The organism is Flavobacterium sp. FlaQc-48 (genome assembly GCF_044007335.1).
Lineage (GTDB): Bacteria > Bacteroidota > Bacteroidia > Flavobacteriales > Flavobacteriaceae > Flavobacterium.
The window spans coordinates 661,472-686,949 of sequence record NZ_JBIPCR010000001.1 but is presented as its reverse complement, the minus strand read 5'-3'; the positions used below and the strand labels follow the sequence as shown (position 1 = coordinate 686,949).

The 25,478-nt window shown below is 34.1% G+C and carries 22 protein-coding genes and 1 tRNA gene; 8 read left to right on the top strand and 15 right to left on the bottom strand.

Going from position 1 to position 25,478, the window contains the following annotated elements; genetic code table 11:
* Window positions 1-118 precede the first annotated feature (118 nt).
* The gene (msrA, locus tag ACHRWY_RS02960) at window positions 119-652 is read right to left on the bottom strand and encodes a peptide-methionine (S)-S-oxide reductase MsrA (RefSeq protein ID WP_395352343.1); all 534 of its coding nucleotides are present in this window, start codon (window positions 650-652) and stop codon (window positions 119-121) included.
* 180 nt (window positions 653-832) lie between these two features.
* Here msrA and ACHRWY_RS02955 point away from each other — a divergent pair, with 180 nt between their 5' ends.
* Window positions 833-2,320 carry an aminotransferase class V-fold PLP-dependent enzyme gene (locus ACHRWY_RS02955; protein ID WP_395352341.1) on the top strand — a complete coding sequence of 496 codons (1,488 nt, stop codon included), beginning with the start codon at window positions 833-835 and terminating at the stop codon, window positions 2,318-2,320.
* Between the two features lie 248 nt (window positions 2,321-2,568).
* Here the strand turns inward: ACHRWY_RS02955 and ACHRWY_RS02950 are convergent, their stop codons facing one another.
* From ACHRWY_RS02950 to ACHRWY_RS02925, 6 genes are all read right to left on the bottom strand, one after another.
* On the bottom strand, window positions 2,569-4,311 hold the full coding sequence (locus ACHRWY_RS02950; RefSeq protein ID WP_395352339.1) for an APC family permease: 1,743 nt from the start codon (window positions 4,309-4,311) through the stop codon (window positions 2,569-2,571).
* Window positions 4,312-4,453: 142 nt separating this feature from the next.
* Entirely contained in the window at window positions 4,454-4,924 is a 471-nt protein-coding gene (locus ACHRWY_RS02945) for a nuclear transport factor 2 family protein (protein ID WP_395352337.1), read from the bottom strand.
* 52 nt (window positions 4,925-4,976) lie between these two features.
* Window positions 4,977-5,501 carry a hypothetical protein gene (locus tag ACHRWY_RS02940; RefSeq protein WP_395352335.1) on the bottom strand — a complete coding sequence of 175 codons (525 nt, stop codon included), beginning with the start codon at window positions 5,499-5,501 and terminating at the stop codon, window positions 4,977-4,979.
* Between the two features lie 10 nt (window positions 5,502-5,511).
* Entirely contained in the window at window positions 5,512-5,988 is a 477-nt protein-coding gene (locus ACHRWY_RS02935; protein ID WP_395352333.1) for a hypothetical protein, read from the bottom strand.
* 6 nt (window positions 5,989-5,994) lie between these two features.
* Complete coding sequence (locus tag ACHRWY_RS02930) at window positions 5,995-6,672, bottom strand: peptidoglycan DD-metalloendopeptidase family protein (protein ID WP_395352332.1); 678 nt, start codon at window positions 6,670-6,672, stop codon at window positions 5,995-5,997.
* 2 nt (window positions 6,673-6,674) lie between these two features.
* Entirely contained in the window at window positions 6,675-7,340 is a 666-nt protein-coding gene (locus tag ACHRWY_RS02925; protein WP_395352330.1) for a spermidine synthase, read from the bottom strand.
* A 66-nt stretch (window positions 7,341-7,406) separates the two neighbouring features.
* On the opposite strand from ACHRWY_RS02925, the gene ACHRWY_RS02920 reads away from it, so the two are divergent.
* Window positions 7,407-7,958, top strand: a complete 552-nt coding sequence (locus ACHRWY_RS02920) for a 1-acyl-sn-glycerol-3-phosphate acyltransferase (protein WP_395352328.1) — start codon at window positions 7,407-7,409, stop codon at window positions 7,956-7,958.
* Window positions 7,959-8,041: 83 nt separating this feature from the next.
* Here the strand turns inward: ACHRWY_RS02920 and ACHRWY_RS02915 are convergent, their stop codons facing one another.
* Window positions 8,042-8,518, bottom strand: coding sequence for a helix-turn-helix domain-containing protein (locus ACHRWY_RS02915; RefSeq protein ID WP_395352326.1), 477 nt, complete (start codon window positions 8,516-8,518; stop codon window positions 8,042-8,044).
* A 312-nt stretch (window positions 8,519-8,830) separates the two neighbouring features.
* Here ACHRWY_RS02915 and ACHRWY_RS02910 point away from each other — a divergent pair, with 312 nt between their 5' ends.
* From ACHRWY_RS02910 to ACHRWY_RS02895, 4 genes are all read left to right on the top strand, one after another.
* Window positions 8,831-9,985: a M14 metallopeptidase family protein gene (locus tag ACHRWY_RS02910; protein ID WP_395352324.1), complete on the top strand. Its 1,155-nt coding sequence runs from the start codon at window positions 8,831-8,833 to the stop codon at window positions 9,983-9,985.
* 77 nt (window positions 9,986-10,062) lie between these two features.
* Window positions 10,063-10,542 (top strand): Lrp/AsnC family transcriptional regulator, encoded by a 480-nt coding sequence (locus ACHRWY_RS02905; protein WP_008468989.1) that lies wholly within the window; start codon window positions 10,063-10,065, stop codon window positions 10,540-10,542.
* 91 nt (window positions 10,543-10,633) lie between these two features.
* The gene (locus tag ACHRWY_RS02900; protein ID WP_395352321.1) at window positions 10,634-13,219 is read left to right on the top strand and encodes a phosphoenolpyruvate carboxylase; all 2,586 of its coding nucleotides are present in this window, start codon (window positions 10,634-10,636) and stop codon (window positions 13,217-13,219) included.
* Window positions 13,220-13,263: 44 nt separating this feature from the next.
* A complete protein-coding gene (locus ACHRWY_RS02895; RefSeq protein WP_395352319.1) occupies window positions 13,264-13,779 on the top strand; it encodes a DinB family protein in 516 nt (171 codons plus the stop codon).
* Window positions 13,780-13,924: 145 nt separating this feature from the next.
* Here ACHRWY_RS02895 and recQ read toward each other — a convergent pair whose 3' ends face one another.
* The 5 genes from recQ to aroB all read right to left on the bottom strand — a co-directional run bounded on the left by recQ (window position 13,925) and on the right by aroB (window position 20,428).
* Window positions 13,925-16,033 carry a DNA helicase RecQ gene (gene recQ, locus ACHRWY_RS02890; protein WP_395352317.1) on the bottom strand — a complete coding sequence of 703 codons (2,109 nt, stop codon included), beginning with the start codon at window positions 16,031-16,033 and terminating at the stop codon, window positions 13,925-13,927.
* Window positions 16,034-16,172: 139 nt separating this feature from the next.
* Complete coding sequence (locus ACHRWY_RS02885; RefSeq protein ID WP_395352316.1) at window positions 16,173-16,580, bottom strand: DNA primase; 408 nt, start codon at window positions 16,578-16,580, stop codon at window positions 16,173-16,175.
* A gap of 7 nt (window positions 16,581-16,587) precedes the next feature.
* Window positions 16,588-17,556: a deoxyhypusine synthase family protein gene (locus ACHRWY_RS02880; RefSeq protein ID WP_007811609.1), complete on the bottom strand. Its 969-nt coding sequence runs from the start codon at window positions 17,554-17,556 to the stop codon at window positions 16,588-16,590.
* Between the two features lie 105 nt (window positions 17,557-17,661).
* Window positions 17,662-19,065 (bottom strand): arginine decarboxylase, encoded by a 1,404-nt coding sequence (locus ACHRWY_RS02875; RefSeq protein ID WP_395352314.1) that lies wholly within the window; start codon window positions 19,063-19,065, stop codon window positions 17,662-17,664.
* 295 nt (window positions 19,066-19,360) lie between these two features.
* Window positions 19,361-20,428 (bottom strand): 3-dehydroquinate synthase, encoded by a 1,068-nt coding sequence (gene aroB / locus ACHRWY_RS02870; protein WP_395352312.1) that lies wholly within the window; start codon window positions 20,426-20,428, stop codon window positions 19,361-19,363.
* 269 nt (window positions 20,429-20,697) lie between these two features.
* Here aroB and ACHRWY_RS02865 point away from each other — a divergent pair, with 269 nt between their 5' ends.
* Complete coding sequence (locus tag ACHRWY_RS02865; RefSeq protein ID WP_395352311.1) at window positions 20,698-21,867, top strand: proline dehydrogenase family protein; 1,170 nt, start codon at window positions 20,698-20,700, stop codon at window positions 21,865-21,867.
* A 74-nt stretch (window positions 21,868-21,941) separates the two neighbouring features.
* Here ACHRWY_RS02865 and ACHRWY_RS02860 read toward each other — a convergent pair whose 3' ends face one another.
* Window positions 21,942-23,258 (bottom strand): hypothetical protein, encoded by a 1,317-nt coding sequence (locus ACHRWY_RS02860; protein WP_395352309.1) that lies wholly within the window; start codon window positions 23,256-23,258, stop codon window positions 21,942-21,944.
* 39 nt (window positions 23,259-23,297) lie between these two features.
* Window positions 23,298-25,085, bottom strand: a complete 1,788-nt coding sequence (locus tag ACHRWY_RS02855) for an ABC transporter ATP-binding protein (protein WP_395352307.1) — start codon at window positions 25,083-25,085, stop codon at window positions 23,298-23,300.
* Between the two features lie 264 nt (window positions 25,086-25,349).
* On the opposite strand from ACHRWY_RS02855, the gene ACHRWY_RS02850 reads away from it, so the two are divergent.
* Window positions 25,350-25,424: transfer RNA gene (locus tag ACHRWY_RS02850), tRNA-Val, on the top strand.
* Window positions 25,425-25,478: the final 54 nt, after the last annotated feature.

Here is a 25,478-nt window from a genome sequence, read left to right as displayed (position 1 = left end):
TTTTATTTTTTTGCCACAGATTACACAGATTGAAATGATTTTTTATAAATCCCTGCCAGATAAGAAGTAAAAGAGAAAAAATCTTTTTTAACCCTTTTAACCTGTGACAAAACTTTATTTAACCAACTAACTTATCCGCGTACATCTTTTTTAGTTTTTGCACTTTCGGATCAATTACAATCTGGCAGTAACGTGCTTCCTGATTGTTGTTGTAGTAATTTTGATGATCTTCTTCGGCTTCGTAGAACACTTCAAAAGAAGTCAGTTCAGTAACAATGGGATCATCGTAAAACGCTTTCACTTCATCAAAAACCTGTCCGGCAATTTTCTTTTGTTCTTCATCATGGTATAAAACAACAGAACGATATTGCGTGCCGCTATCGGCTCCCTGACGATTTAAAGTAGTTGGATCATGACTTGTCATGAAAATAAAGATTAGATCGTGATATGAAATTATGTCAGGATTAAAGGTAACCTGTATCACTTCAGCATGACCAGTCCTGCCGGTGCAAACCTCACGATAAGGCGGATTTTTTATAAAACCTCCGGAATATCCTGATTTTACAGATTCAATTCCTTTTAAACGCTGAATAACAGCTTCTACACACCAAAAACATCCACCACCAAAAGTGGCTACTGATAAATTTCCCATAAATGTCATCGTTAAAGTTTACATGCCCTATTAATCCTATAGAATATTATGATAATTTGCTAAAAAAAAGTCTTTTTAGTTAAATATAATAATCGGTTGTTTAAAGTTTGAAGTTTACAATTGATAAATTCGCAATTTTATAAAAAAGGAATATATTTGCAATCAAACACAGGCACACTAATGAATAGCAAAAATAATACCATCACTTTAGAAACCTATTTTCAGGATTTTAGACAGCATATTGTTGGAATTGATCAGGAATTTACCTCTCCATACGGCAAAAAACAGATTATTTATACTGATTGGACTGCCAGCGGAAGGCTATACCGGCCGATTGAAGAGAAACTTCTCAATGAATTCGGGCCTTTTGTAGCGAATACCCATACTGAAACGACTGTGTCAGGTACTGCCATGACAAAAGCGTATCATCATGCCAGAAATATCATCAAACGCCATACTAATGCAAATAATGATGATGTTTTGATTACAGATGGAACGGGAATGACAGGAGTGGTCAATAAATTTCAGCGTATTTTAGGACTTAAAATTCCTGAAAACCTAAAAGATTTTATCACGGTTCCTGCAGAAAAAAAGCCAATTGTTTTTATTTCACACATGGAACATCATTCAAATCAAACTTCCTGGTTAGAAACGATTGCTGATGTTGAAATTATTCCTTCCTGCGAAAAAGGCCTTTTTTCTCTGGATAATTTAGCCTTGTTATTAGAAAAATATGCTGACCGAACCATCAAAATAGCCTCGATAACTTCATGTTCTAATGTTACGGGGTTGAAAACGCCTTTTCATGAAGCAGCAAAATTAATGCACCAGCATCACGGCGTTTGTTTTGTGGATTTTGCCTGCTCAGGACCTTATGTAGAAATCGATATGCATCCGGAAGATCCTGAAGCGTACCTAGATGCTATTTTCTTTTCGCCTCATAAATTTCTTGGCGGGCCGGGAACTTCCGGTGTTTTGATTTTTAATAAAAAATTATACCATAATATGATTCCTGATTGTCCGGGTGGAGGAACAGTAAGCTGGACAAATCCCTGGGGAGAACATAAGTACATTGATAATATCGAGGATCGCGAAGATGGCGGAACCCCTGGTTTCCTTCAGGTTATCAAAACAGCTTTAGCGATTGAGCTAAAAGAAGAAATGGGAATTGAAAACATCCTGCAACGTGAACATGAAATTGTAGCGTATGTTTTTGATCAATTAGACCCTGTTGAAAACATTAAGATTCTGGCAGGACAACATAAGAACCGTTTGGGTGTGGTTTCGTTTTTTATCGAAAACCTTCATTTTAATTTAGGTGTAAAATTATTGAATGATAAGTTCGGAATCCAGACCAGAGGAGGATGCAGTTGCGCCGGAACGTACGGGCATTTTTTATTACACGTAGATCAGGAAACTTCGAATAAGCTGGTAGATGAAATTACGATCGGTGACCTGATCAAAAAACCGGGATGGATCAGAATGTCTATTCACCCAACCACTACAGACGAAGAGATTGCTTTTGTTTGCGATAGCATTAAAGATTTGGCTAAAAATCACCAGGACTGGGCTTTAGATTATTCTTATAATAAAAACACAAACGAGTTTATCCATAAAAATGCAAATTCATTTGAAGATGAATTGGTAGCGGGCTGGTTTAAAGCGTAATCAGCTTCACTTCTAAGTGCGCAACGTTTTAAGAAGAATACAAAAAGCTCGTTTTACATAAAATAATTTCTATATAACCCCGACAGATTTAAACACCTGTCGGGTTTGTTATTTTTTATGAAAATGTAAATTTCTTCTCTAGCCCCGATTGCAGTGATATCCTTTTATGGCAGGGTTTGCCATAAAAGATATAACGGAAAGCGGGAGTAATGGTACTGAAAAAACAACTATTTCTGCTTCTAAAAAAACTACATAATCAAACGCACTCCTCCGAGGTCAGAAACGCGATAAGAGAATTTATTTCCGGGTGAGCCTATAAACATGAAGTTTTTAGGAATTTTCCATTTTTGAGATAATTCATCGATAATTTCAGGTCCAAAAACACCTTGTATTTCAAGGTATTCAATATCGATATCGTCGTAAGCACGATCTAAAACTTCAAGATCCTTAATCAGGGCCTCATTGCTTAACGAGTCATTTTTGACGTGAACAATTTTAAGTTTTTTAGTAGTTTCATTTCCCTGAACATATTGTAAAACTTTGTTCAGAATTGCAATATCGTCGCCTTTGGTAAAAAAAACAAATTCCTGCGAATTGATCTCGACACTCATTTTTTGTAAATAGCGATTGCTAAGAATCACTAGTCGGCGTAGTGGCTGATAAAAATATTCAAGTGCTTCTATTAAAAGTTTGATCAGAATAACACGATTTAACATGATACCGATAAAAATCAAAGACGGTACCATATATTTTAAAAAGGTGTAAAAAGCATTGATATTAAGCTGCATGTTTCCTATAAAAGCAGCAATAATAAATGAAACTGCAATTACGACAGAAATACCACGTGCACGTTCCGGTCTTGGTAGTTTTCGGCGTTTGAATTTTAATAACAAATTACCAAGTCCAAAGAGCGCCATTACTGCCAAAAACGAAAAAGTATACACTCCGGCCAACGATTCTAAATGCCCTTTTGTGGCAAATAATACGGAAATACACAGAACCAGAAAACTGATCACAATACGATAATGAGAACCTCTTTTGTTTTGCTTTAAAAAGAAATTGGGCAAAATACGGTCTAATGTCATTCGGTTTAATAATCCCGAAACCCCGACAAATGAAGTTAAAACGGCTCCGCATAAAACTAAAACAGCATCAATAGAAATTAACCATGCCAGCCAGGACCCACCAGTTGTCTGACCTAAATGCGCCAGAAGAGATTCTTTATTCTCACCCACTTCGGTCAACGGAATAACGCTTATTAAAAGTATGGCAATTACAGGATTGAAGAAGCTTACAATTCCCCACATGTTTAGTAGTGTCTTGGGGAAAACGCCTTGTTCTTGCTCTTCTACAAAATTGGCAGAACTTTCAAAACCTGAGATGCCCAGCATAGCAGTAGAAAACCCGAGAAAGAGCGCTGTTTTTATATTTCCGTAAGCGATGGGAGTTTGCCAATTGACATGAAAAGTATCTAAACCATTATTGAACACAAAATACATTGATGCTAAAACAAGTAAACTTAAAGTTGCAATATGGGTAATGAAAATGATAACAGCCACAAATGCCGATTCACCGATTCCTAAAATAGCAAGTCCGGTAAATAAAACCAAAACAATTACTGTAGCGATGGTCACATTTAATCCGTCGAAGATTCCGTGTAGATAATGCATTCCTTCTGATGCCGAAATTACTGCTGTTGCCATATAAGACAAAACCGTTAATGTAGCGGCAAGAGAGGCTAAACGTTTGGTTGACGTATTTAATAAAACATTGTAAGCGCCTCCGTTTAGAGGAATCGCACCAACAACTTCGCCATAAATTTTTCTAAAAAGATACAAAACAACTGCCACAATCAATAAAGAAATCCATGCATATTGGCCCGCATATAAAATAGTCAATGCCGAAACGTACAAACAGGATGAACTAATATCATTGCCACAAATTGCTGTTGCCTGTAATTGATTTAATTTTTTGTGTATAAGTTCTTTCATAGTTATTCAAAAATTAAAACACGATTAACACAACAAAGAGCAGTAGCAAAAAAGCAAATTCTTTCAAGAAGGCAAATAGAAAAAACGAACTAAAAATATCTTTTAGTTAATGTGAAGTTTTTGAATTTCTAATTTAACCAAATTATTTGGATTCCTGAAACTTTTTAAGTGACAATAACGCCTGTTCCTGAATTTTACTTTGAAAAAAACCGGTCCAGCCTAATAAATAACCTGTTACGCCAAAAGCCTGTTTAGACCATTTCCATACATCAAAACTATCTGTATGCTTGATGATTAATCCGTCCTGAAAAGCAAATTCAGCAGAAATTCTATTGATCACATTTCTATTGGTTTTGCTAAAATTATAAGTGGCAACCCATTTAGCAGTACCAGTAAAATCATCTGCCTTAACATTTGAAAACTCGATTTTAAGTTTGCCTTTGCTTTTTAGAATCAGCATTTCCCACATTTGAGAAACCTGTTCTTCTTTAAGTAAACCAAAAGCAGGATCTATAAAATGAATTTTTGGATGATAACATTCGCTCATGGTTTTTGCATCAGCATTAGCAAAAGCGGTATAGAATTTTGTAATTAGAGCCTCGTTAGGATTCATATAATTGGAAAATTAGAGTATAAATATAAGATTTATTATACTAAACTATATATTATAAAGCGGTAATTGCAGCAGCCGTATCAAATGATTTTTTTGATTTATCGAATGCTGTCGAAAAATAAGACATTTTATTTGAGGCTGTAAAATATCCGGTCTGATCTCCAAAAGTATTAGACCCGCCTGTAATTATAAATCGAATACCTTTTATATCCGTTTTTTTAAGTTTTGCAAATTCAGCAGGAGTAAAGTAATAATATGAAGAGGTTTTGCCATCTGCAGTTTCTTTTACATTTTTATCCAGACAGGCAATTACATCCGCATTAGCCAAATCGACATAAAGTCCACCAGCAATTCTGGTTTTATCGTTTGTAGTAGCAATTGTTATTTTTAAAACACCGCCTTTATCTGTTTTTGCAATCTGAATATTTGCTTCACCTGTATAAGCATATTTTTCACAAATAAATGTATAATTCTGAGTCGCCGGAAACGGCTGAGAACCTTTTACACTCATAGTTTCCTGTGCATTTGCAAAAGTCGTTATAAACAGTAATAAAAGGAGTGGCATTTTTATTTTCATAAGTTGTACTTTATTGTTCGGTTAGTTTAGCGTCAAATTTTTCATCCCAATCCATTGATTTTATGGCAGAAATCAAATTATCCCCGTTCACAAAAATGCGCAATTCTTTATTGGCTACTTTTTTTGTATACAAGGCACGATAACGGTAAATGACTTCTTGTTTAGATTTATAAACCCCGTCTAATTTTAAATCTATAAAACTTCCGTAATATTGCCTAAATCTCTGACACGTTTTAGTCAATCGTTCTTCAGTTGTATTTTCCATAACTGAGGGCGTAACTTCTGTATCATTAAAAGGTTTAAATTTTGATGTATTACAGGTTTCTAAAACCCGTTTCCCTAATTCGTACGCTTTTTTCTGTTGACCGGCATTTACTTCGGCGCCTGAAACTTTCTTGATTTTTAAATCTTCAGTGTCTCTGCTTATGTTTTTCGATTTACATCCAATTAACAACAACAAACATATAATCAATCCTGCTTTCTTCATAACTATTTAAGTAATTTTTAATAATAAGTTGGGGTCAGGACAGTTTTCTATATAAAAGTTCAGGTCATTTGTATTGCAGACTCCGGGATAATCACCAGAATAAGATTCAATATTTTTTATAATCTGAAAATGCACATGGGGCGCATAATCTCCGTTGACAGTTGAATTTCCTAAAGCCCCAATCTTTTCACCTTTGCTAAAAAATGTCCCAACGCTAAGGTTTTCTATACTTTCTAACGATAAATGTCCGTATAAAGTATAAAAAATTTCATTTTCAATTTCATGTTCTAAAATTATTGTAGGTCCGTAATCTCCCAATCCGACATTATTTTTAAAGCTGTGCACTTTTCCGTCCAGTGGAGCCAGTACAGCAGTTTCTGCTTTTGTCCATAAATCAAGACCAATATGAATATTGCGCTCCGGAATTGAATCGTTTTTAAAAATAGTGCTTCGCTGGTACAAAGTCCTTCCTTCAATATAACCGCCATAGGCTACGTTAGCATTATTTCGTTCTAAATATACTGAAATAAATTGTTCGAATTCTGCGGCATTTTCTGGTTTAGAATTAACTAATTCCTGATTCGTAATCGATAAGTCCAAAGGAACGTACTGATCAAAATTAATACTGGAATCAATTACTTTAGCAGGTGGCAAGGCTTTTAAAATAGAGGCAAGGGGTTTCATATCTAGGCTACTTTTTCTATAATTATTAATTCGTTATGAACTTCTATGCGGGGCAGCATTTTTGAAGTAAATAAGTTTGGGTTTATTTCAGAAATATATTTTCTATTTCGAACGTTATGGGCTTCATCTAAAATCATCGTGTTGAAAAGAACAAAACCTTTATTATTTAAAAGAGAGCAAACGCGTCCGCTAAAAAAGCTTTCAAACAAAAAGTTAGGCATTTTGATATCTTCAAAAATGTCAATAATGATTAAATCGTATTTTTCTTTTGTTTTTAAAACAAATTCAAAAGCGTCATCAATAACAACTTCAAGTTGTTTTATCTGATTAAGGTTAAAATATTCATTTGCAATTTTGATCATATCCGGATCTATTTCAACACCTGTAATCTTACCTTTATATTCAATTTCATCAACCAGTGTTTTGATCACGCTTCCACCTGCAACTCCCAGTAATAAAATATGATCCATTTGAAGAATAGCCTCATAACCAATATTCCGAAGTCCGTATCTTAATATACGTTGTAAGCTTCCGTAAGAATAATTTGTGTTTTCAGAATCCAGGACTAATTCGCCATTATTCCAGGTAACTTCAATCATTTTGCTTCTTTGTGATTTTTTCTTAAATATTTTTATTGGAATAATATAACTGAATAATTTTTGAATCATTTTTAAATGCTTTTACTCAAAAATACCACTTTAAATCTTTTATTTTGCATTTAAAAATAAATTTTAATGAAGAAACAACTGTATAAATTCATCTTTTTTAAGCTAATGGGCTGGAAAATAGTAGGATTGGAGAATGCTGAAGTAAAAAAATGTATTTTAATGGTTATGCCGCATACGAGTAATCACGATTTTTACTTAGGAATTTTTACACGCGGAATTTCAGGACTGGAAATGAACTGGGTGGGTAAAAAAGAATTATTCAAATTTCCCTTTGGATATTATTTTAGAAATGTTGGCGGTGAGCCCATCGATCGTACAGGCGGATTAAATAAAGTTGATTCTATTGCAGCCATTTTTGACCGTAAAGAAGTTTTTCGTTTAGCAGTAGCCCCTGAAGGAACCCGAAAAGGAGTAAAGGAAATTAAAAGTGGTTTTTACTATATAGCACTTAAAGCAAATGTTCCAATTGTTCCCGTAGCATTTGACTGGGGCAAAAAAGAAGTCAATTTAGGAAAACCTTTTTTTCCTACCGGAAATTACGAAGCAGATCTTCAAATTTTAAAACAACACTATAAAGGTGTTTTAGGTAAAATTCCTGAAAACGGAGTTGAGTTGTAAATTTTCAATATTTTTTCAACGGCGTGAGAATCCCTTAAATCGAAATTATTTTTAAAAATTTTCAAATACGCCAATTTTTTAAATCACGGATGATATACCTTAAAGGTTCCGTTTTTGTAAAAAAAGACTATTTTTTCAATTTCCTCTTCATCGGGATTTAAATATGATTTTTTTATTTCTGCAGGATTTCTGTTTTGAGGTTTTATTTCTTCAGGATCACTAACGCTGGAAAATAAATCTACACCAATCAGATTTTCATTTGGAGAAATAGGAGTAATGGGTTTTACAAAATCTGAAACAGTATCATTTCTTTTCAGAGCCTCTTCTTTTTCGATTTTAGGAAAACTTCCCTGTCCGTTTAAAATCCAATACAAATCTACATCAGGAAAAACCTCCAAGATTTTCATGACAAAATCTAAACTTGGTTTATTTCTCCCAGAGAGCAGGTGAGACATACTTGATCTTTGAACACCAATTTTATCAGCAAAGGCAGAAGCATTTAAGCTGTAATAATCAAGTATAATTTCAAGACGTTTTACAAAATCATCGATGTTTACCATTGTAAATTATTATTTGAAAAGTGACTGTTTACAAATGTAACGAAAAGAATCTAATAAAGCAATTTTACAGTTGTAAATAGTAGAATAAAGACAAAATGTATAGTATTAAAACTTTACATGATTCAATATAAAACATTGAATAAGTATAGATTGCGTTTTTATACTTCAAGTAATAACAAATGTTAACCCGTTTAATGACAATACACCATTAAGGATCTAAAAAACTGTTTACAAAACTAAATTTATCTTTTTTTTACTTGTTTACAATTGTAAAAATAAAGATGTTTACTTTTGTAAACTAATCAAAAGACAATGAATTTAGAAGAATTATTCAGCCAGTACAAAGAACAAACCATAGAAGGTCGTTATCTTACTTTAGATCATATTCAGCCTTTATTAGACAGATTAAATACCAATAATAAGATAGAAGTTATTGGTCAGTCAGTTTTAGGAGAACCTATATATAGTTACCAAATTGGAACCGGAGGCATCCGTATTTATTTATGGTCTCAAATGCATGGAAACGAAAGCACCACCACGAAAGCCTTATTTGACTTTATAAATGTTTTAAACGTCGCATCTGATTTTGCTGAAAAAATGCTAAAAACGTTTACATTTTACTGTATCCCGATATTAAATCCTGACGGGGCAAGACTTTATACGCGGGAAAATGCCAATAAAGTGGATTTAAATCGCGATTCCCAGAATCTTACCCAACCGGAAAGCAATGTATTAAGAACTGTTTTCGAAACTTTTAAACCCCATTATTGCTTTAACCTGCACGATCAGCGTACTATATTTGGAGCCGGCGTTACCGGAAAACCCGCAACGGTTTCTTTTTTAGCACCTTCTTATAATGAAGAGCGTGAGATAAATGAGAATCGGTTAAAAGCTATTAATCTGATTGCAGGAATTAATGATGAATTGCAAAAATACATTCCGGGACAAATAGGCAGATTTGATGATTCCTTCAATTTAAACTGTATAGGAGACACTTTTCAGTTTCTGGGAGCGCCAACAATACTATTTGAAGCCGGTCATTTTCCGAATGATTATGAAAGAGAAATGACCAGAAAATTCATCTTTTTCTCACTAATTACAAGCTTTAAACTCATTAGCGAAAACGATTTAGTTGATAACAGAATTAATGATTATTTGAATATTTCACAAAATAAAGTGGTTTTTTATGATTTTATGTATAAAAATATCAAAATAAATTATGATGGTATCGAAATTATTACGAATTTTGTCGCACAATACAAAGAAGAATTGATTGAAAATAAGATTCATTTTAACGCTTATATAGTTGAAGTGGGCGAATTGGAAAATTATTTTGGACATTATGAATACGATGCAAAAGGAGCTATTTATTCTGATGACTTTAGTAATTTTCCGAAATTGAATCAAAAAGCAGATTTTTATTTAAATAAAAATGTTAAATTTGTTAACGGATTGATAAAAAGTTAATTTTTATGTGAATTTGTTGTTTTTTATATATATTTTTATACTTTGTAATAGCAATTAGTAATATTAATTAAAGAATTATGAGTAAATTTCGTTTAGATGAAGTAGATCACCAGATTTTAGATATGTTAATAGACAATACGAGAGTTCCGTTTACTGACATTGCAAAAAAACTATTGATATCTGCAGGTACAGTGCATGTTAGAGTAAAGAAAATGGAAGACGCAGGGATAATAATGGGATCTTCATTGGCTTTGGATTATGATAAATTAGGATACTCATTTATTGCATATGTGGGTGTTTTTCTTAATAACACGTCTCAAACTAAATTTGTATTAGAGCGAATCAATCAAATTCCATTCGTAACAGTAGCTTCTGTAACGACAGGAAAATTCAATATTTTTTGCAAAATCAGAGCAAAAGATACTAAGCACGCAAAAGAAGTTATTTTCATGATCGATGATATCGATGGTGTTTACAGAACAGAAACTATGATTTCATTAGAAGAAAGTATAAACGATAAGAAGCGTTTGATGCATACTATTTTTAAAAATATGTAATAACTTTCTTGAATGCTATATTTAAATATAACCTCAAGTTTATTCTTGGGGTTTTTTTATGACTAATTAACCAACCAACTACAACACGATTATGTACACGTTGCCAAAAATTGAACGTTTTAATCAGGACGTTCTCTCAAAATACCACATTTACAATAGTGTTTTTATAACATTACCATTTGATTCTATAGACAATACCGGGGTTTTACTGCCTTTGTTTACGGAAACTTGCGAAACAGGGTTTAAAAAACAGGAAACACCAAAAGAAATTTTTGATTTCTTTTCTAACCGATACTTAAATAATGCCTCTGAAACAGAGAAAATCGATCTTATGTTTCGATTTATTCAGTATATCGAACGTCAGATTGTATTGTTTGATGCGATTGAAGACGCTGCCTTTCCAGAAGTTAACAATATGGAAGGACGTGGGTCTTTACGTGATATCAAGGAAAAATCAGACGCTAAGGAGAAAGATGATGAATTAATTGAATTCCTGGAAAACTTTAATGTCAGAACAGTTCTGACAGCACATCCAACACAATTTTATCCCGGTCCCGTTTTAGGAATTATCAATGATTTGACCGAAGCAATTCGTTTGAACGATTTGCTGAAAATAAAACAATTATTGGCGCAATTAGGAAAAACTCCTTTTATCCAGAACGAAAAACCCAATCCTTATGATGAAGCGGTTTCTCTGATCTGGTATTTAGAGAATGTTTTTTATGCAACTTCAGGAGAGATTGTGCATTATTTGCAAAAGAATATTCTTCAGGGAAATGCCATTCAGAACCAATTAATAAAACTTGGATTCTGGCCAGGAGGAGACCGTGACGGAAATCCTTTTGTTACTACAGAAATTACCTTAAAAGTTGCAGACCGTTTGCGTACTTCAATTTTAAAGTGTTATTATATCGAAATGAGGGATTTAAAAAGAAAGCTAACTTTCTCAGGCGTAGATACTTTGGTGACTGATCTTGAACATAAACTTTACCGTTCGGTATTTTATTCCAAAGGAGAGATTTACATCACTTTAGACGAATTACTGACGCAATTAAATCTGATTCGCGATATTATTATTGAAAAACATCAGTCTCTTTATTTAGATGAACTTGAAGCATTCTTAGTAAAAATAAATCTTTTTGGGTTTCATTTTGCCACTTTGGATATTCGTCAGAATAGTAAAATTCATAATGCTGTTTTTAAAGACGTTGTGAATCATTACTTAAATTCCGGCTCAGGCATATTTCCGTCTAATTATTTTGATTTATCCGAGGATGAAAAACTAATAGTTTTATCTAAAGTTAAAGGAGATTTGAATCCTGCCGACTTTGATGATGAAATTACAAAATCGACATTAGAATCAGTTCAGGCTATTAAAACCATTCAGAAAGCAAATGGTGAATTTGGAGCAAATCGTTATATCATCAGTAACAACGAAAGCGCCCTGAATGTAATGGAGACTTTTGCCATGATCCGACTGAACAACTGGGAGAACCCAACAGTAGATATTATTCCGCTTTTTGAATCTGTTGATGATTTGCAAAATGCACATCAGATTATGGAGCAATTGTATACCAATCCGGAATATTCTAAACACTTGCAGGCGAGAGGAAACAAACAAACGATCATGTTAGGTTTCTCTGACGGTACTAAAGACGGCGGTTATTTAATGGCCAACTGGAGTATTTATCAGGCTAAAATTGCGCTTACAGAAATTTCAAGAAAATATGGCATAAAAGCGATTTTCTTTGATGGCCGTGGAGGTCCTCCGGCTCGTGGTGGTGGAAAAACACATAAATTTTATGCGTCCTTAGGTCCAAAAATTGAAAATAACGAAATTCAGATTACAGTTCAGGGACAAACGATTAGTTCTAATTTCGGAACTTTAGATTCCTGCCGTTATAATATCGAGAACCTGCTAAGCGCAGGTGTAACCAATCAGGTTTTTAGTAAAGGAAAGAACGAATTAAGTGATGAAGAAACTCAAATTCTGACTCAGTTAGCCGGTTTAGGATATGATAAATATTTAAGTTTTAAAAATCACCCTAAGTTTATTCCATATTTGGAAAAAATGAGCACGCTAAAATATTATTCTAAAACCAATATAGGAAGCCGTCCATCCAAAAGAAGTAAATCTGAATCATTGGATTTTGCTGATTTAAGAGCAATTCCTTTTGTGGGTTCATGGAGTCAGTTGAAACAAAATGTACCCGGGTTCTTTGGTGTGGGATCTGCCTTAAAATATTTTGAAGAAAGTGGTCAATGGGATAAAGTTCAGGATTTATATCACAATTCTTTATTCTTCAAAACACTTTTGGAAAACAGTATGATGTCACTGGCAAAATCATTTTTACCTTTAACAGCTTACATGAGAAAAGATCCTGAGTTTGGTGAATTTTGGCAAATTATCTTTGATGAGTTTTCTGAAACAAAACGCCTTTTATTGAAAATAGCAGGTCACAAAACCCTGATGGAAAATTATCCTGATGGTATAGCATCTATTCAGGTAAGAGAACGTATTGTACTGCCATTGTTGACAATACAACAATATGCTTTGTTGAAAATAAATGAATTAAACAAAGAAAACAACGGCAATGAAGAACTGATAAAAGTCTACGAAAAAATCGTGACCAGGTCTCTTTTTGGAAATACAAATGCCAGCAGAAATTCTGCTTAAAATATAGTTTTCTTATTGAAGTAAAAATAAATGTCTTAAAAAAAATGAGTACAAGTAAATTACCTGAAACAGAATATTCCGGTCCTTTTGCAAATTATGTTCAAGAGGCAGGAGAAATTAATTTAATTGAAGAACTTGAAATTTCGCTGCATGATTTTATCCGATTTGTACAGAATATTCCACTGGATAAATTTGATTATCGCTATGCGGAAGGAAAATGGACGATTAAAGATATTGTTCAGCATTTAATTGATAGCGAAAGAATCTTTGCGTACCGCGCTTTACGATTTTCAAGAAATGACAAAACGGCTTTGCCGGGTTTTGAAGAAAATGATTATGCAGACAACACAAATGCAAACGGAAGAAGTATTCAGGAATTACTTACTGAACTTTCAGCGGTAAGGCATTCTACTTTACTGTTTTTCAAAAGCCTTACCGAAGAGCAAATTAAACGAATAGGAACTGCTTCAACACACCAGCTTTCGGTTCGTGCTTTAGGTTTTGTCATCATTGGACACCAAAAACACCATCAAAAAGTTTTTCAGGAAAGATATTTGTAAAATTTCTTTTAAATATAAAAAAATCCTGTGAATTTAATTTCACAGGATTTTTTGTTTTATATAATTGTTATTACGAAGAACGATGTCATCTCATGTCTGTTTTGGTTAGTGCGGAATTTGGTGTAAACACAATTAATGAGAATTATTACTTATTTTTCTCCACAATCGCAAGGCCTAATCTAATCTTATCATAAGACATTTTTTCTTCAAAATGGTCGTAATACGGTTTTAAAGCAGTGGGGTACTCTAAGTCTACTTGCGCTTTATGCAATTGCATCACTTCTTCTTTAGAGACAAACTGACTTAAGTCAATATCATTCCCGTCTATATATAATTTGGCCAAATGCGAAATAATAGTAGGAAGCCCCAGCTTTCGTCGTTCCGCAATTTCCTGCACAGGAATACCATTTTGGAATAGCTCTAAAGTTGCTTTATACGTATTACTTTCTTTTTTGGCTTTTGTTTTTGCATTTTTAACTTTTTCAAAATAAACAATTGCATCTATAAATTCCTGTCCGTATTTTTCGAGTTTTACTTTACCAACACCATCAATAGCAAGGAATTCTTCATCACTCATAGGACGTAAAGTTTCCATTTGCCTCAATGCTGCATCACTGAAAATTACATACGCTGGAACTTCTTCATCTTTTGCAATTTCATAACGTAATTTTCGAAGTATTTCAAAGAGTGAATTTTTAGCGGCTTTGACTTTTGTTTCTTTGATTTCGTTTTTATCAATTACTTTTTTAACAACAGTATTGAGTTTTACTTTTTCACCTTCAAATAAAACTTTCTTTGCAAAAGGAGTTAAAAGAATTTTATTGTGCTGATGAAAAGCAATTTCGCAATATCCTAAATTTATTAACTGAATCAGGTACTGATTCCAATCGTACCATGAAATGTCTGCGCCAATTCCGTACGTTTTTAAGCTTTGATAATTTTTTTCGAAGATATACGCGTTTCTCGAGCCCCGCAAAAAATCTACAATTACAGCCAGAGGCTCAGATTCCTGCAAACGGCTGATAGCAGACAATGCTTTTTGCGCGAGAATCGTACCATCGAAAAATGTTGGAGGATTTTTGCAAATATCGCAATTACCGCAATTCTCCTTAACGAGTTCACCGAAATAAGAAAGCAGAATTTTTCGTCTGCAGCTTAATGCATCGGCATATTGTTTCATTCGTTCCAGTTTTGCCAGCTGAACATCTGAATTCAAACCTTCAGAAGCAAATTTCTGAAGCTGAATCACATCTGCATAACTTTCAAACAAAACCGTTTCGGCAGGTAATCCGTCGCGACCCGCGCGGCCAATTTCCTGATAATAACCTTCTATATTTTTGGGTAGGTTATAATGAATCACCCATCGTACGTTTGATTTGTCAATTCCCATTCCAAAAGCAATGGTAGCACAAACGACCTGGCAATCATCATTTATAAATTCGTCCTGGGTTTTAGCACGAAGTTTATTTTCTAAACCGGCATGATAGGCTTTTGCCTTAACACCATTTTTTTGCAGTTTCAGGGCAAGTTCTTCTGTTGTTTTTCGGCTTAAACAGTAAATAATCCCGGATTCGTTGGGTTTATCCTCTACAAAATCAATAATTTGTTTGACACGGTCCAATGCCGGACGCACTTCTAAACTCAGGTTTTTCCGGTCAAAAGAAGCTACAAAAGTTTTTGGGTTTCGAAGATTTAATTGTTTGGTAATATCGGTACGCGTTGCTTTATCAGCCGTGGCCGTCAATGCCAGAACCGGGGTAGAAGGGAAGCGGCTTTTTAAATATCCCAAATTGGTATAAGCGGGACGAAAATCATGTCCCCAGGAAGAGATACAATGTGCTTCGTCTATCGCAATCAAACTGATTGTCAGCTCATTAAAGACAACATCCAAATACGACAAACTTTCAGGGGCAATATAAACCAATTTAAAAGTATTCGATTTTAAATTGTCAATATAAAATTGCTGTTCTTCGCCGGATTGACTGCTATTAATATAACAGGCATTAATTCCGTTGGTTTTTAAACTATCGACCTGATCTTTCATCAGTGCGATTAATGGCGAAATAACTATTGTAATTCCGGGTAATACTAAAGCAGGTAACTGAAAACAAATCGATTTTCCTCCACCAGTAGGCATAATAGCTAAAGTATCCTGACCGGAAAGAATGGTATTTATAATAGTTTCCTGATTGGGTCTGAATTTTTCAAATCCAAAGTTTTCTTTTAATTTGGCGTGTAAAATTTCTGAGTTCATGTGGCTGATATTTTTAAAGCATTAAATATAATAAAAAGAATTAAATATAGTACTTTTCTTATTTTTAAATAATACTTTTTTAGTTCATAAAAAAAGGAACCCGAATTGAGTTCCTTTAGTTTATTTTAAAAGATTTTAATTAATCTTCGTCTTCGTCATCATCTTCGTCGGCGATATCATCCGGATCTCTGTCATCATCGTCATCGTCATCTCCACCATCAACATCTGGTTTATCTTGCGTATCGTCATCATCATCGTCGTCAATATCATCATCAAGATCAAGACCTTTTACTGGCTCGATTACATCAACATCTACGTCGATATCATCATCTTCATCGTAATTTTCAATTCTGTCAGCAAGTTTAGTACTAATTTTTACTAAATAAATAGTGTCTTCAGTACGAACTTCAACAGCTTCGATCAATTCGTTTTTAGCATTTCTAAAACGGATAACATCCGAATCATCATAACCATCAGGAAATTTTTCAACCAAAAGGTTCAAAATTTCATTGGTAAGTTTAGCGTAGTCTACTATAACTCTTTTCATAAATATCCTATAAATCTAATAAGTAAGCAAAAATTAACGGAGCAACAATTGTAGCATCCGACTCGATAATAAATTTAGGGGTTTTAATATCTAATTTACCCCAGGTGATTTTTTCGTTTGGAACTGCTCCGGAATACGATCCGTAACTCGTTGTTGAATCTGAAATCTGGCAGAAATAACTCCAAAACGGAATATCATGCATTTCCATATCCTGATACAACATTGGCACCACGCAAATAGGAAAATCTCCTGCAATACCACCACCAATTTGAAAAAATCCAATTCCGTTAGTGCTATTCTTTGGATACCAGTCAGCAAGGAATGTCATATATTCGATTCCTGATTTCATGGTAGAAGCTTTTAAATCTCCTTTAATTACATATGAAGCAAAGATATTTCCCATTGTACTGTCTTCCCAACCCGGCACAATAATAGGCAAATTTTTCTCAGCTGCTGCATACATCCAGCTATCTTTTAGATCAATTTCGTAATATTCTTCTAAAACGCCAGATAACAACATTTTATACATGAATTCATGAGGAAAATAACGTTCTCCTTTGTCATCTGCATCTTTCCAGATTTTGTAAATGTGTTTTTGTAAACGTCTAAATGCTTCGTGCTCAGGAATACATGTGTCAGTAACACGGTTTAATCCTCTTTCAAGCAACGCCCATTCGTCTTCTGGTGTTAAATCACGATAGTTTGGTACTCTTTCATAGTGAGAGTGCGCTACTAAATTCATGATGTCTTCTTCTAGATTGGCTCCGGTACATGAAATGATCTGTACTTTATCTTGTCTAATTATTTCGGCAAAAATTTTACCAATTTCTGCTGTACTCATAGCGCCAGCCATACTTACCATCATTTTAGCACCATTTGCCAATTGTTGTTCGTAAGCTTTTGCAGCATCAACTAAAGAAGCAGAATTAAAATGTAAATAATGTTTTTCAATAAACTGACTGATTGGTCCTTTCATTTGTTTTTGTTTTTTTGTTTTTTTTGAATTAAAAGTTTAACCTTTTAGATGGTACTGCAAATTAATAATTTTCTAGATATTAACTTTTATTTTGCAGGTTTTTTTTTATACTTTTTTTGTGTAACCTAAAATTTTCAATACATCATCAGAAGTTTGCTGCTCTGAGAAAACTTCAGTCGCTAAAATTCCGTTTTCGTCACGATCTATTAAAATATGTTTAGGCTGTGGAATCAAACAGTGGTGTAATCCTCCGTAACCTCCAATAGTTTCCTGATACGCACCAGTATTAAAGAAACCAATATAAAGTGGCTTTTCTTTGCTGTACTTTGGTAAATAAATAGCGTTCATATTTTGTTCTGAATTGTAATAATCGTCACTATCACAAGTCAGGCCACCTAATAAAACCCGCTCGTATGTATCATTCCAACGGTTAACCGCCAGCATGATAAAACGTTTGTTTATCGCCCAGGTATCCGGCAAAGTGGTGATGAATGAAGAATCAATCATATTCCATTTTTCTCTGTCATTTTGTTGTTTCTGATACAAAATCTGATAGATTGCGCCACCGCTTTCACCCACTGTAAATGATCCAAATTCTGTAAAAATGTTTGGAACATCAACTTCGGCTTCATCACATGCTATTTTAATCTGATTGATAATTTCATCAATCATATATTGATAATCATATTCAAAGGCAAGAGAGTTTTTAATGGGAAAACCTCCTCCAATGTTCAAACCGTCAAGAGTAGGGCACTCCTTTTTAAGTGCAATGTACACTTTGATACATTTTACTAACTCATTCCAGTAATACGAAGTATCGTTTATTCCGGTATTAATGAAAAAGTGAAGCATTTTTAGCTCTAATTTGTCATTCTCCTGAATTTGTTTTTTATAAAATGAAACTATGTTTTTATATCCAATACCTAATCTTGAGGTATAGAACTCAAATTTAGGCTCTTCTTCAGCTGCAATACGAATTCCAATTTTGAATTTCCCTTTAATTTCAGCCTGAAGCAAATCTAATTCTTCATAATTATCAATAATCGGAATTGTATTTTTATGTCCGCTATTGATTAATCTTGCAATATTCGTAATGTATTCGTCCCTTTTAAAACCATTGCAAATAACGTAGGTACTCTTATTGATTTTACCGTTTTCAAGCAAATTTTCCACAATATTAACATCAAAAGCTGATGATGTCTCGATGTGAATGTTATTCTTGAAAGCTTCATTCATAATATATTCAAAATGAGAGCTTTTTGTACAATAACAATAGTAATATTTTGCATCGTACTTATTTTTTTCCATCGATTTTCTGAACCAGGCTTTAGCCTTATTGATATTTTCAGAAATTTGCGGCAAATAGGTAAATTTCAGTGGCGTACCGTATTGTTCCACCAACTTCATCAAATCGATATTGTGAAATTGTAAGTTGTCTTTGTTTAATTTAAATTCCTCTTGTGGAAAATAGTACGTTTGATTAATCAGATCAGAATATTTTGTATTCATTTATTTGTAAATAGTTAAGATGCATTTTTAATTTAGTGAACTGTGCTAAATCTAAAATTCAAACCCTAATATTTGCAAATACAATTTGCAGTTTTTCATGTTCTGCTTTTGAGTACAAAAAAACATCCCAACAAAACGGACTTTTGCTGTTATAAAAACGATCCAGCATTCTTAGTAAGGAACTGTTGAGACGGTTTCTGTAAGAGTTAAAATGTCTTTGTTTGTTGTTTGTTTTCATCGTGGCAAATGTAAAAAATAATATACACCTAAAGCAAAGCTTTTTATTAAAAAAAGTTTAAGATTTATAATCTTGAAACGCGTCTAGAATCAATTTATTTTCAACGGATTGGTTAATTTTTATTTTTCCGATGCCTTCAATTAATGCAAATTGAATTAAACCGTATTCATTTTTTTTGTCATGAATCAGCAATTCCAAGATCGGATCGATGTCATTTTCTTCAATCTTTACATCATCATAGATGCCTTTAATCGCTGTTTTAATTTCTGCATATTCGGCTGCCGAAATCAGGTTTTTATGTAATGAAATATAACTTTCCAAAATCATTCCAATCGCAATCGCTTCTCCGTGCAGCAACGTTTTTTTAGTTTCGCTTTCTAAAAAGTAACCTTCTATGGCATGGCCCAAAGTATGTCCGAAATTCAAGGCTTTACGGATGTTTTTTTCTGTAGGGTCCTGTATTACGATATCATTTTTAATTTCAACAGAACGATAAATTAATTCGTCAAAATCGGCAAAATCAATTGCTTTTAAATCTAAAAACTGTTTCCAGTAGGCCGCATCGTATATTAAACCGTGTTTTAGCATTTCGGCCAATCCGGAGCGCATTTCATTTTGTGGCAATGTTTCAAGATATTGTGTATCTATTAAAACCATTTGAGGTACGTTGATTACACCGATCTGGTTTTTAAGATTTCCTAAATCAACCCCTGTTTTTCCTCCAACAGAAGCATCTACCATAGACAATAAAGTTGTTGGTATATTAATAAAATCAACTCCACGTTTGAAAGTCGAGGCAACAAATCCGCCTAAATCTGTCACAACACCGCCGCCAAGGTTAATAACAAGCGATTTTCGATCAGCACCAAGCTCTGTTAATACCTTCCAGATTTCAATACAGGTTTCTATATTTTTGTTGATTTCACCTGCTTCAAATTCAATGATTTCAATGGTTAAATCGGTTTCCAGTACAGGTAAAAACTTTGGAAGACAATACTCATTTGTTTCATTATCAACTATAATAAACAAGTTAGAGTATTTATTTTCTTTTAAATGATTATTTAGGGCTTCGTATGCATTTTGGTTAAAATGTACAAGATAATTATTCGCCTGAATTGATTGCATATTTCTGTAGTTAATTGAAAGCGCAAAATAAGGCATTTTTAGCTAAATAATATTCAAACTTTTGTTCTAATTTGTTTTAAAACGAATGATTCTAATTAAGGTTTACGCTATTTGTTTTATTTTTTTCGAATTTAAATTTAAAAAAACAGTAAAGTCTTGCTTTATTCTATAATTGTTCTCACAATGTTATTAACGATACTGAAAAATTTGGCATGTTTTAGTAAATAATATTCAAAACACTCTCTATCTTTGCACAAAAACTAAACTTAATGGAAAAAATATTCGATAACACCCAGGTTGCATTTTCGTTAAAAAGCGACACTGAACTTGACAGAGCCTATTTTCTTTTTAAAATGATTGACAGCGAGCCATTGGTACGTATTGGAACGGCTGTTACTAATTTTGCTATTAAAGCGCATCTTCCTGTTGAAGGATTGATTCGTGCAACAGTTTTTGACCATTTTTGTGGCGGAATAAACGAAAATGACTGTCTTAGTGTTGTAGATAAAATGTTTACAAAAGGGGTTTCATCTGTATTGGATTATTCTGTTGAAGGAAAAGAAGAAGAAGAGCAGTTTGATGCTGCACTGGAAATGACTTTAAGAACAGTAGATTTTGCCAAAGAGCGCCTTGCAATTCCTTTTGCGGTATTTAAACCAACCGGTTTAGGACGTTTTGAATTGTATGAAAAACTAGGAGAAAAACAAATTTTGAACCCTGCTGAACAAGCAGAATGGGACAGGGTAGTGGCACGTTTTGATAAAATATGCAGTGAAGCACACAAAAAAGATGTTGCTTTATTGATTGATGGTGAGGAAAGCTGGATGCAGGATGCTGCTGATGACCTTGTTACTGATATGATGCGTAAATACAATAAAGAGAAAGCAATTGTTTTTAATACTTTGCAAATGTATCGTTGGGATCGTTTGGACTATTTGAAAAATCTGCATGAGATCGCCAAAAAAGAAGGCTTTTTTATCGGAATGAAATTAGTTCGTGGTGCTTATATGGAAAAAGAAAACAAAAGAGCAGAAGAAAAAGGATACGTTTCTCCAATTTGTGTTTCTAAAGAAGCAACAGATATAAACTATGATAATGCCGTACATTATATGTTGGACCATCTCGAAAAGATGTCCATTTTTGCAGGAACTCACAACGAATTAAGTTCTTATAAACTAATGGACATGATGCAGGAAAAAGGAATCGCTAAAAACGACCATAAAATCTGGTTTGGACAATTGTACGGAATGAGTGACAATATCAGTTACAACCTTGCCGAAAACGGCTATAACGTGGCGAAATATTTACCATTTGGACCTGTAAAAGATGTTATGCCGTACTTAATTCGTCGTGCCGAAGAAAATACTTCTGTAGCGGGACAAACAAGTCGCGAATTGTCTATGATTAAAGCAGAACGTAAGCGTAGAAAAGGTAAATAAAATAGCCTCAGTTTAAGATTTGCACAAAAAAACTCCAACGAAAGTTGGAGTTTTTTTGTGCTTTTATATTTTGTTTAAAAAGAAACCTGGCATTGTAAAACAACCATACCCAAGCGATCAGACTGTGTATATTCTGGATTCAACACAGACTTGTCGTAAACTGCCCTGTTTTGATAATTTAAGCTAAATTTTGGGCCAAAAGTTCCTGTGGTGTAATAATTGGCTCCAATCTCATACATAGCCATTGGCGTATTCAAGGCTTCTAAATCAGCAACCTGTGCTGCTATATAGGGCTGGAAACGTCCTTTTTTTGCTACATTGTCTGAGTTTTTGAATAAATATCCCACTTGGGCATAATAGATATTTCCTGTTCCAACGCCTATAAAACCATTTCCTGAACCATTTAGCAGTGCAGGGTCTGCAATCGCAGGATTGGGTATAGCGATAAATTGTGTATAATTTTTTCCGTACTGAGCATTATTATAGGCGGCATAAGCTGTAATAGCCGAGCCATTATCACCAATTGGACTATCGTAAAAAACATCTAATCCTAAAACCTTCATATCATCATGATGCACTACACCCGAACCACTGGTATCTAAACGCCACATAGCATTGGCCTGCGTCATATAACCTAATCCCAGATTGAAAACTTTTTTAGTACCTAGATAGGTCCCTCTGTTGTAAGCTTCCAGATTCTGTTCTTTTTCCAGAAAGTGATACGTTAAGATTCCTGCAAATTGTGCCCGCGGTGTTTCCGGGCTTACAGTAGAATTAAATCCAATGTTGTTCGCTGTATTTCTGTAAGGATTGGTTACTGCGATTCTATAGCTTAAATCTCCCAGATATCCTTTGGCATAAATGCTTAGATTACGATTGCCAAAAGTAGAGGATGTATTCGCAATCTGTTGGTACATAGGAGTGTCTAAACTCAATTGGGTTGCCGAACTGTTGGATGAGTAGCGTGTTGTTCCGGATCCCCAGCTGGTTAAACCGCCGCCAATATGAAGTTTATCACTAAAATGATATTCCCCTAAAGCATCCATAACCGAAAGCGGCGCATTTGAAGGCCCGTTATTTTGGGTGAAATTGATATTGTTCTGGCCCAACTGCAAATGAAAAAAGATATTATCCGTTAACATTCCCATTGCTTGCAGCCGTAAGCGCCTGATGACAATATCATAGGCATCATTAACTTCTGTAGTGCCAATTTTGCTATTCGGATTTAATTCGGTATATCTTCCCCAAACCTGGAGATTCATTCCAAATTTAATGTATTTTGAACCGTCAGGGGTAATATTTACAACATTAAAAGGTTTGTCTTGCGCAAGAACGCTTATTGTATTTAAAATGATAAATAATAAAATCAGAACGAGTCTTAAATGTGGCATTTCTTTTTATTTAAAATTAGCTATAGGTATTTCGTTTATTTAATAGTTGCTAAACTGAAGATTGCTTAAGTTTTTATAAGTACCGTTTTCAAGATTTATCAATTCCTGATGTGTACCTTCTTCTGTTATTTTTCCATGATCTAAAACTAAAATTTTATCAGCATTTCTAATAGTCGACAGGCGGTGTGCAATAATAATACTTGTTCTTCCTTCCATCAATACCTCTAATGCTTCCTGAACTAATTTTTCACTTTCACTATCTAAAGATGAAGTCGCTTCATCTAAAATTAAAATACTTGGGTTTTTAAGTAATGCCCTGGCAATAGCAATACGCTGACGCTGGCCTCCGGATAATTTTACACCGCGTTCTCCCACGACCGTTTCGAATTTTTCAGGGAAACCTTCTACAAAATTCAGTGCATTGGCTTGTTTGGCTGCCAGCATAATTTCTTCGTCGGTTGCGTCTGGTTTTCCGTACGCAATATTTTCTTTGATTGTTCCCCCAAATAAAATAACATCTTGCGGAACAATGCTCATATTACCACGCAGGTTTTCTAAATCATAATCGTAAATGTTTTTTCCGTCAACTGTAATTTCTCCTGACTCAATATCATAAAAACGCAATAACAGAGAAGATATCGTCGACTTTCCAGCTCCACTTGGCCCTACAATAGCAATTTTTTGTCCAAATTCAGCTGTAAAATTCACATCCTTTAATACCTGAATTTCTTTTCTTGAAGGATAACTAAAAGCTACATTTTTGAAAGAAACATTTCCTTTGATTTTTTCTAACGGACCAGTATGTTGTGCGGCACTTATTTTCTCCGGAGTTTCTTCTAATAATTCAAAAACACGTTCTGTTGCTCCAATTGCTTTTTGAATTTGGGCATATAATTCGGCTATTCCTCCAAACGATGCGCCAACAAATGTAGAGTATAATACAAATGAGATCAATTGGCCAACGCTCATTTCTCCGGCAATGCTCAAACGTACGCCATACCAAACTACGGCTACGATAGCACCAAACAAACAAAAGATGATAAAAGAGGCAAAATAACCACGGTATTTACCTCCTTTGATGGCCAGTTTTACCACTTCGCTGATTTTTCCTTTATATCGCGCCACTTCGTACCATTCGTTTGCAAATGCTTTTACAATACTAATTCCCTGCATGGTTTCTTCAACAATAACCTGGCTTTCTGCAACCTGATCCTGAACCTGTTTAGAATATTTTCTAATAAAACGCCCAAAAATTACGGCTGCCACAGCTACCAAAGGAACTACAGCCAGCATTAATAAGGTCAGTTTAAAGCTTTCTGTAGCCAATAAAATAACACCACCGATAATCAGGATAAATTGACGTAAGAATTCGGCAATTGTCGATGTTAAGGTATCTTGTATCTGCGTAATATCTGCACTGATACGGCTGTTTAACTCCCCAACTCTTTTTTGAGAAAAGAATGTCATAGGCAGTTTTACTAAATTAGTGTACAAAGACAAACGTAAATTTGCCAGTGTATTTTCGGTAAAATTGACAAATAAAGACAATCTGAAAAAAGAACAGAAAGACTGAAGAAACAAAATCACGATTAAACCCAGTGCAATTTGATTGGCCTGATCGTTATTCTTGTTTTTCACGCAGTCAATCAGCATTCCCATTAATTTAGGAAAGGCTAGGGCAGTGGCCCCTGTCAGTAAAAGGAACACCAATCCAACATAAAATTTCCATTGGTGTTTTCCGGCGTATTTGAATATTATGGTTGCTTTGTTAAGTGAAGTAGCGGTAATTTTTGATTTTGGTAAATCATTTTCTTTAAATCTTGCCATTTGGATATACAATTAAGGTATGCAAATATAGGATTATAGCAAGTGACCACAAAAGAATATTATAAATTAGGTTTCTGGATTTGTATTTTTAACGAAATGCAGACTAATCGTAATTTTTATTTAGTTTTTAAAAAGCTGAAAAATAGATTAGTAAATAAAAAGGCTGAAAATTATTTCATTTTTTTTCTAAAAAGACTTGGAAATACCAAATCTAGCTGTATATTTGCACTCGCAATCACATAACGATAGCAACCTAGTAAAATAGGGCGATTAGCTCAGCTGGTTCAGAGCACCTCGTTTACACCGAGGGGGTCGGGGGTTCGAACCCCTCATCGCCCACATAGAAACAAACAAAGCCACTGTTTTCCAGTGGCTTTGTTATTTTTGTGATTT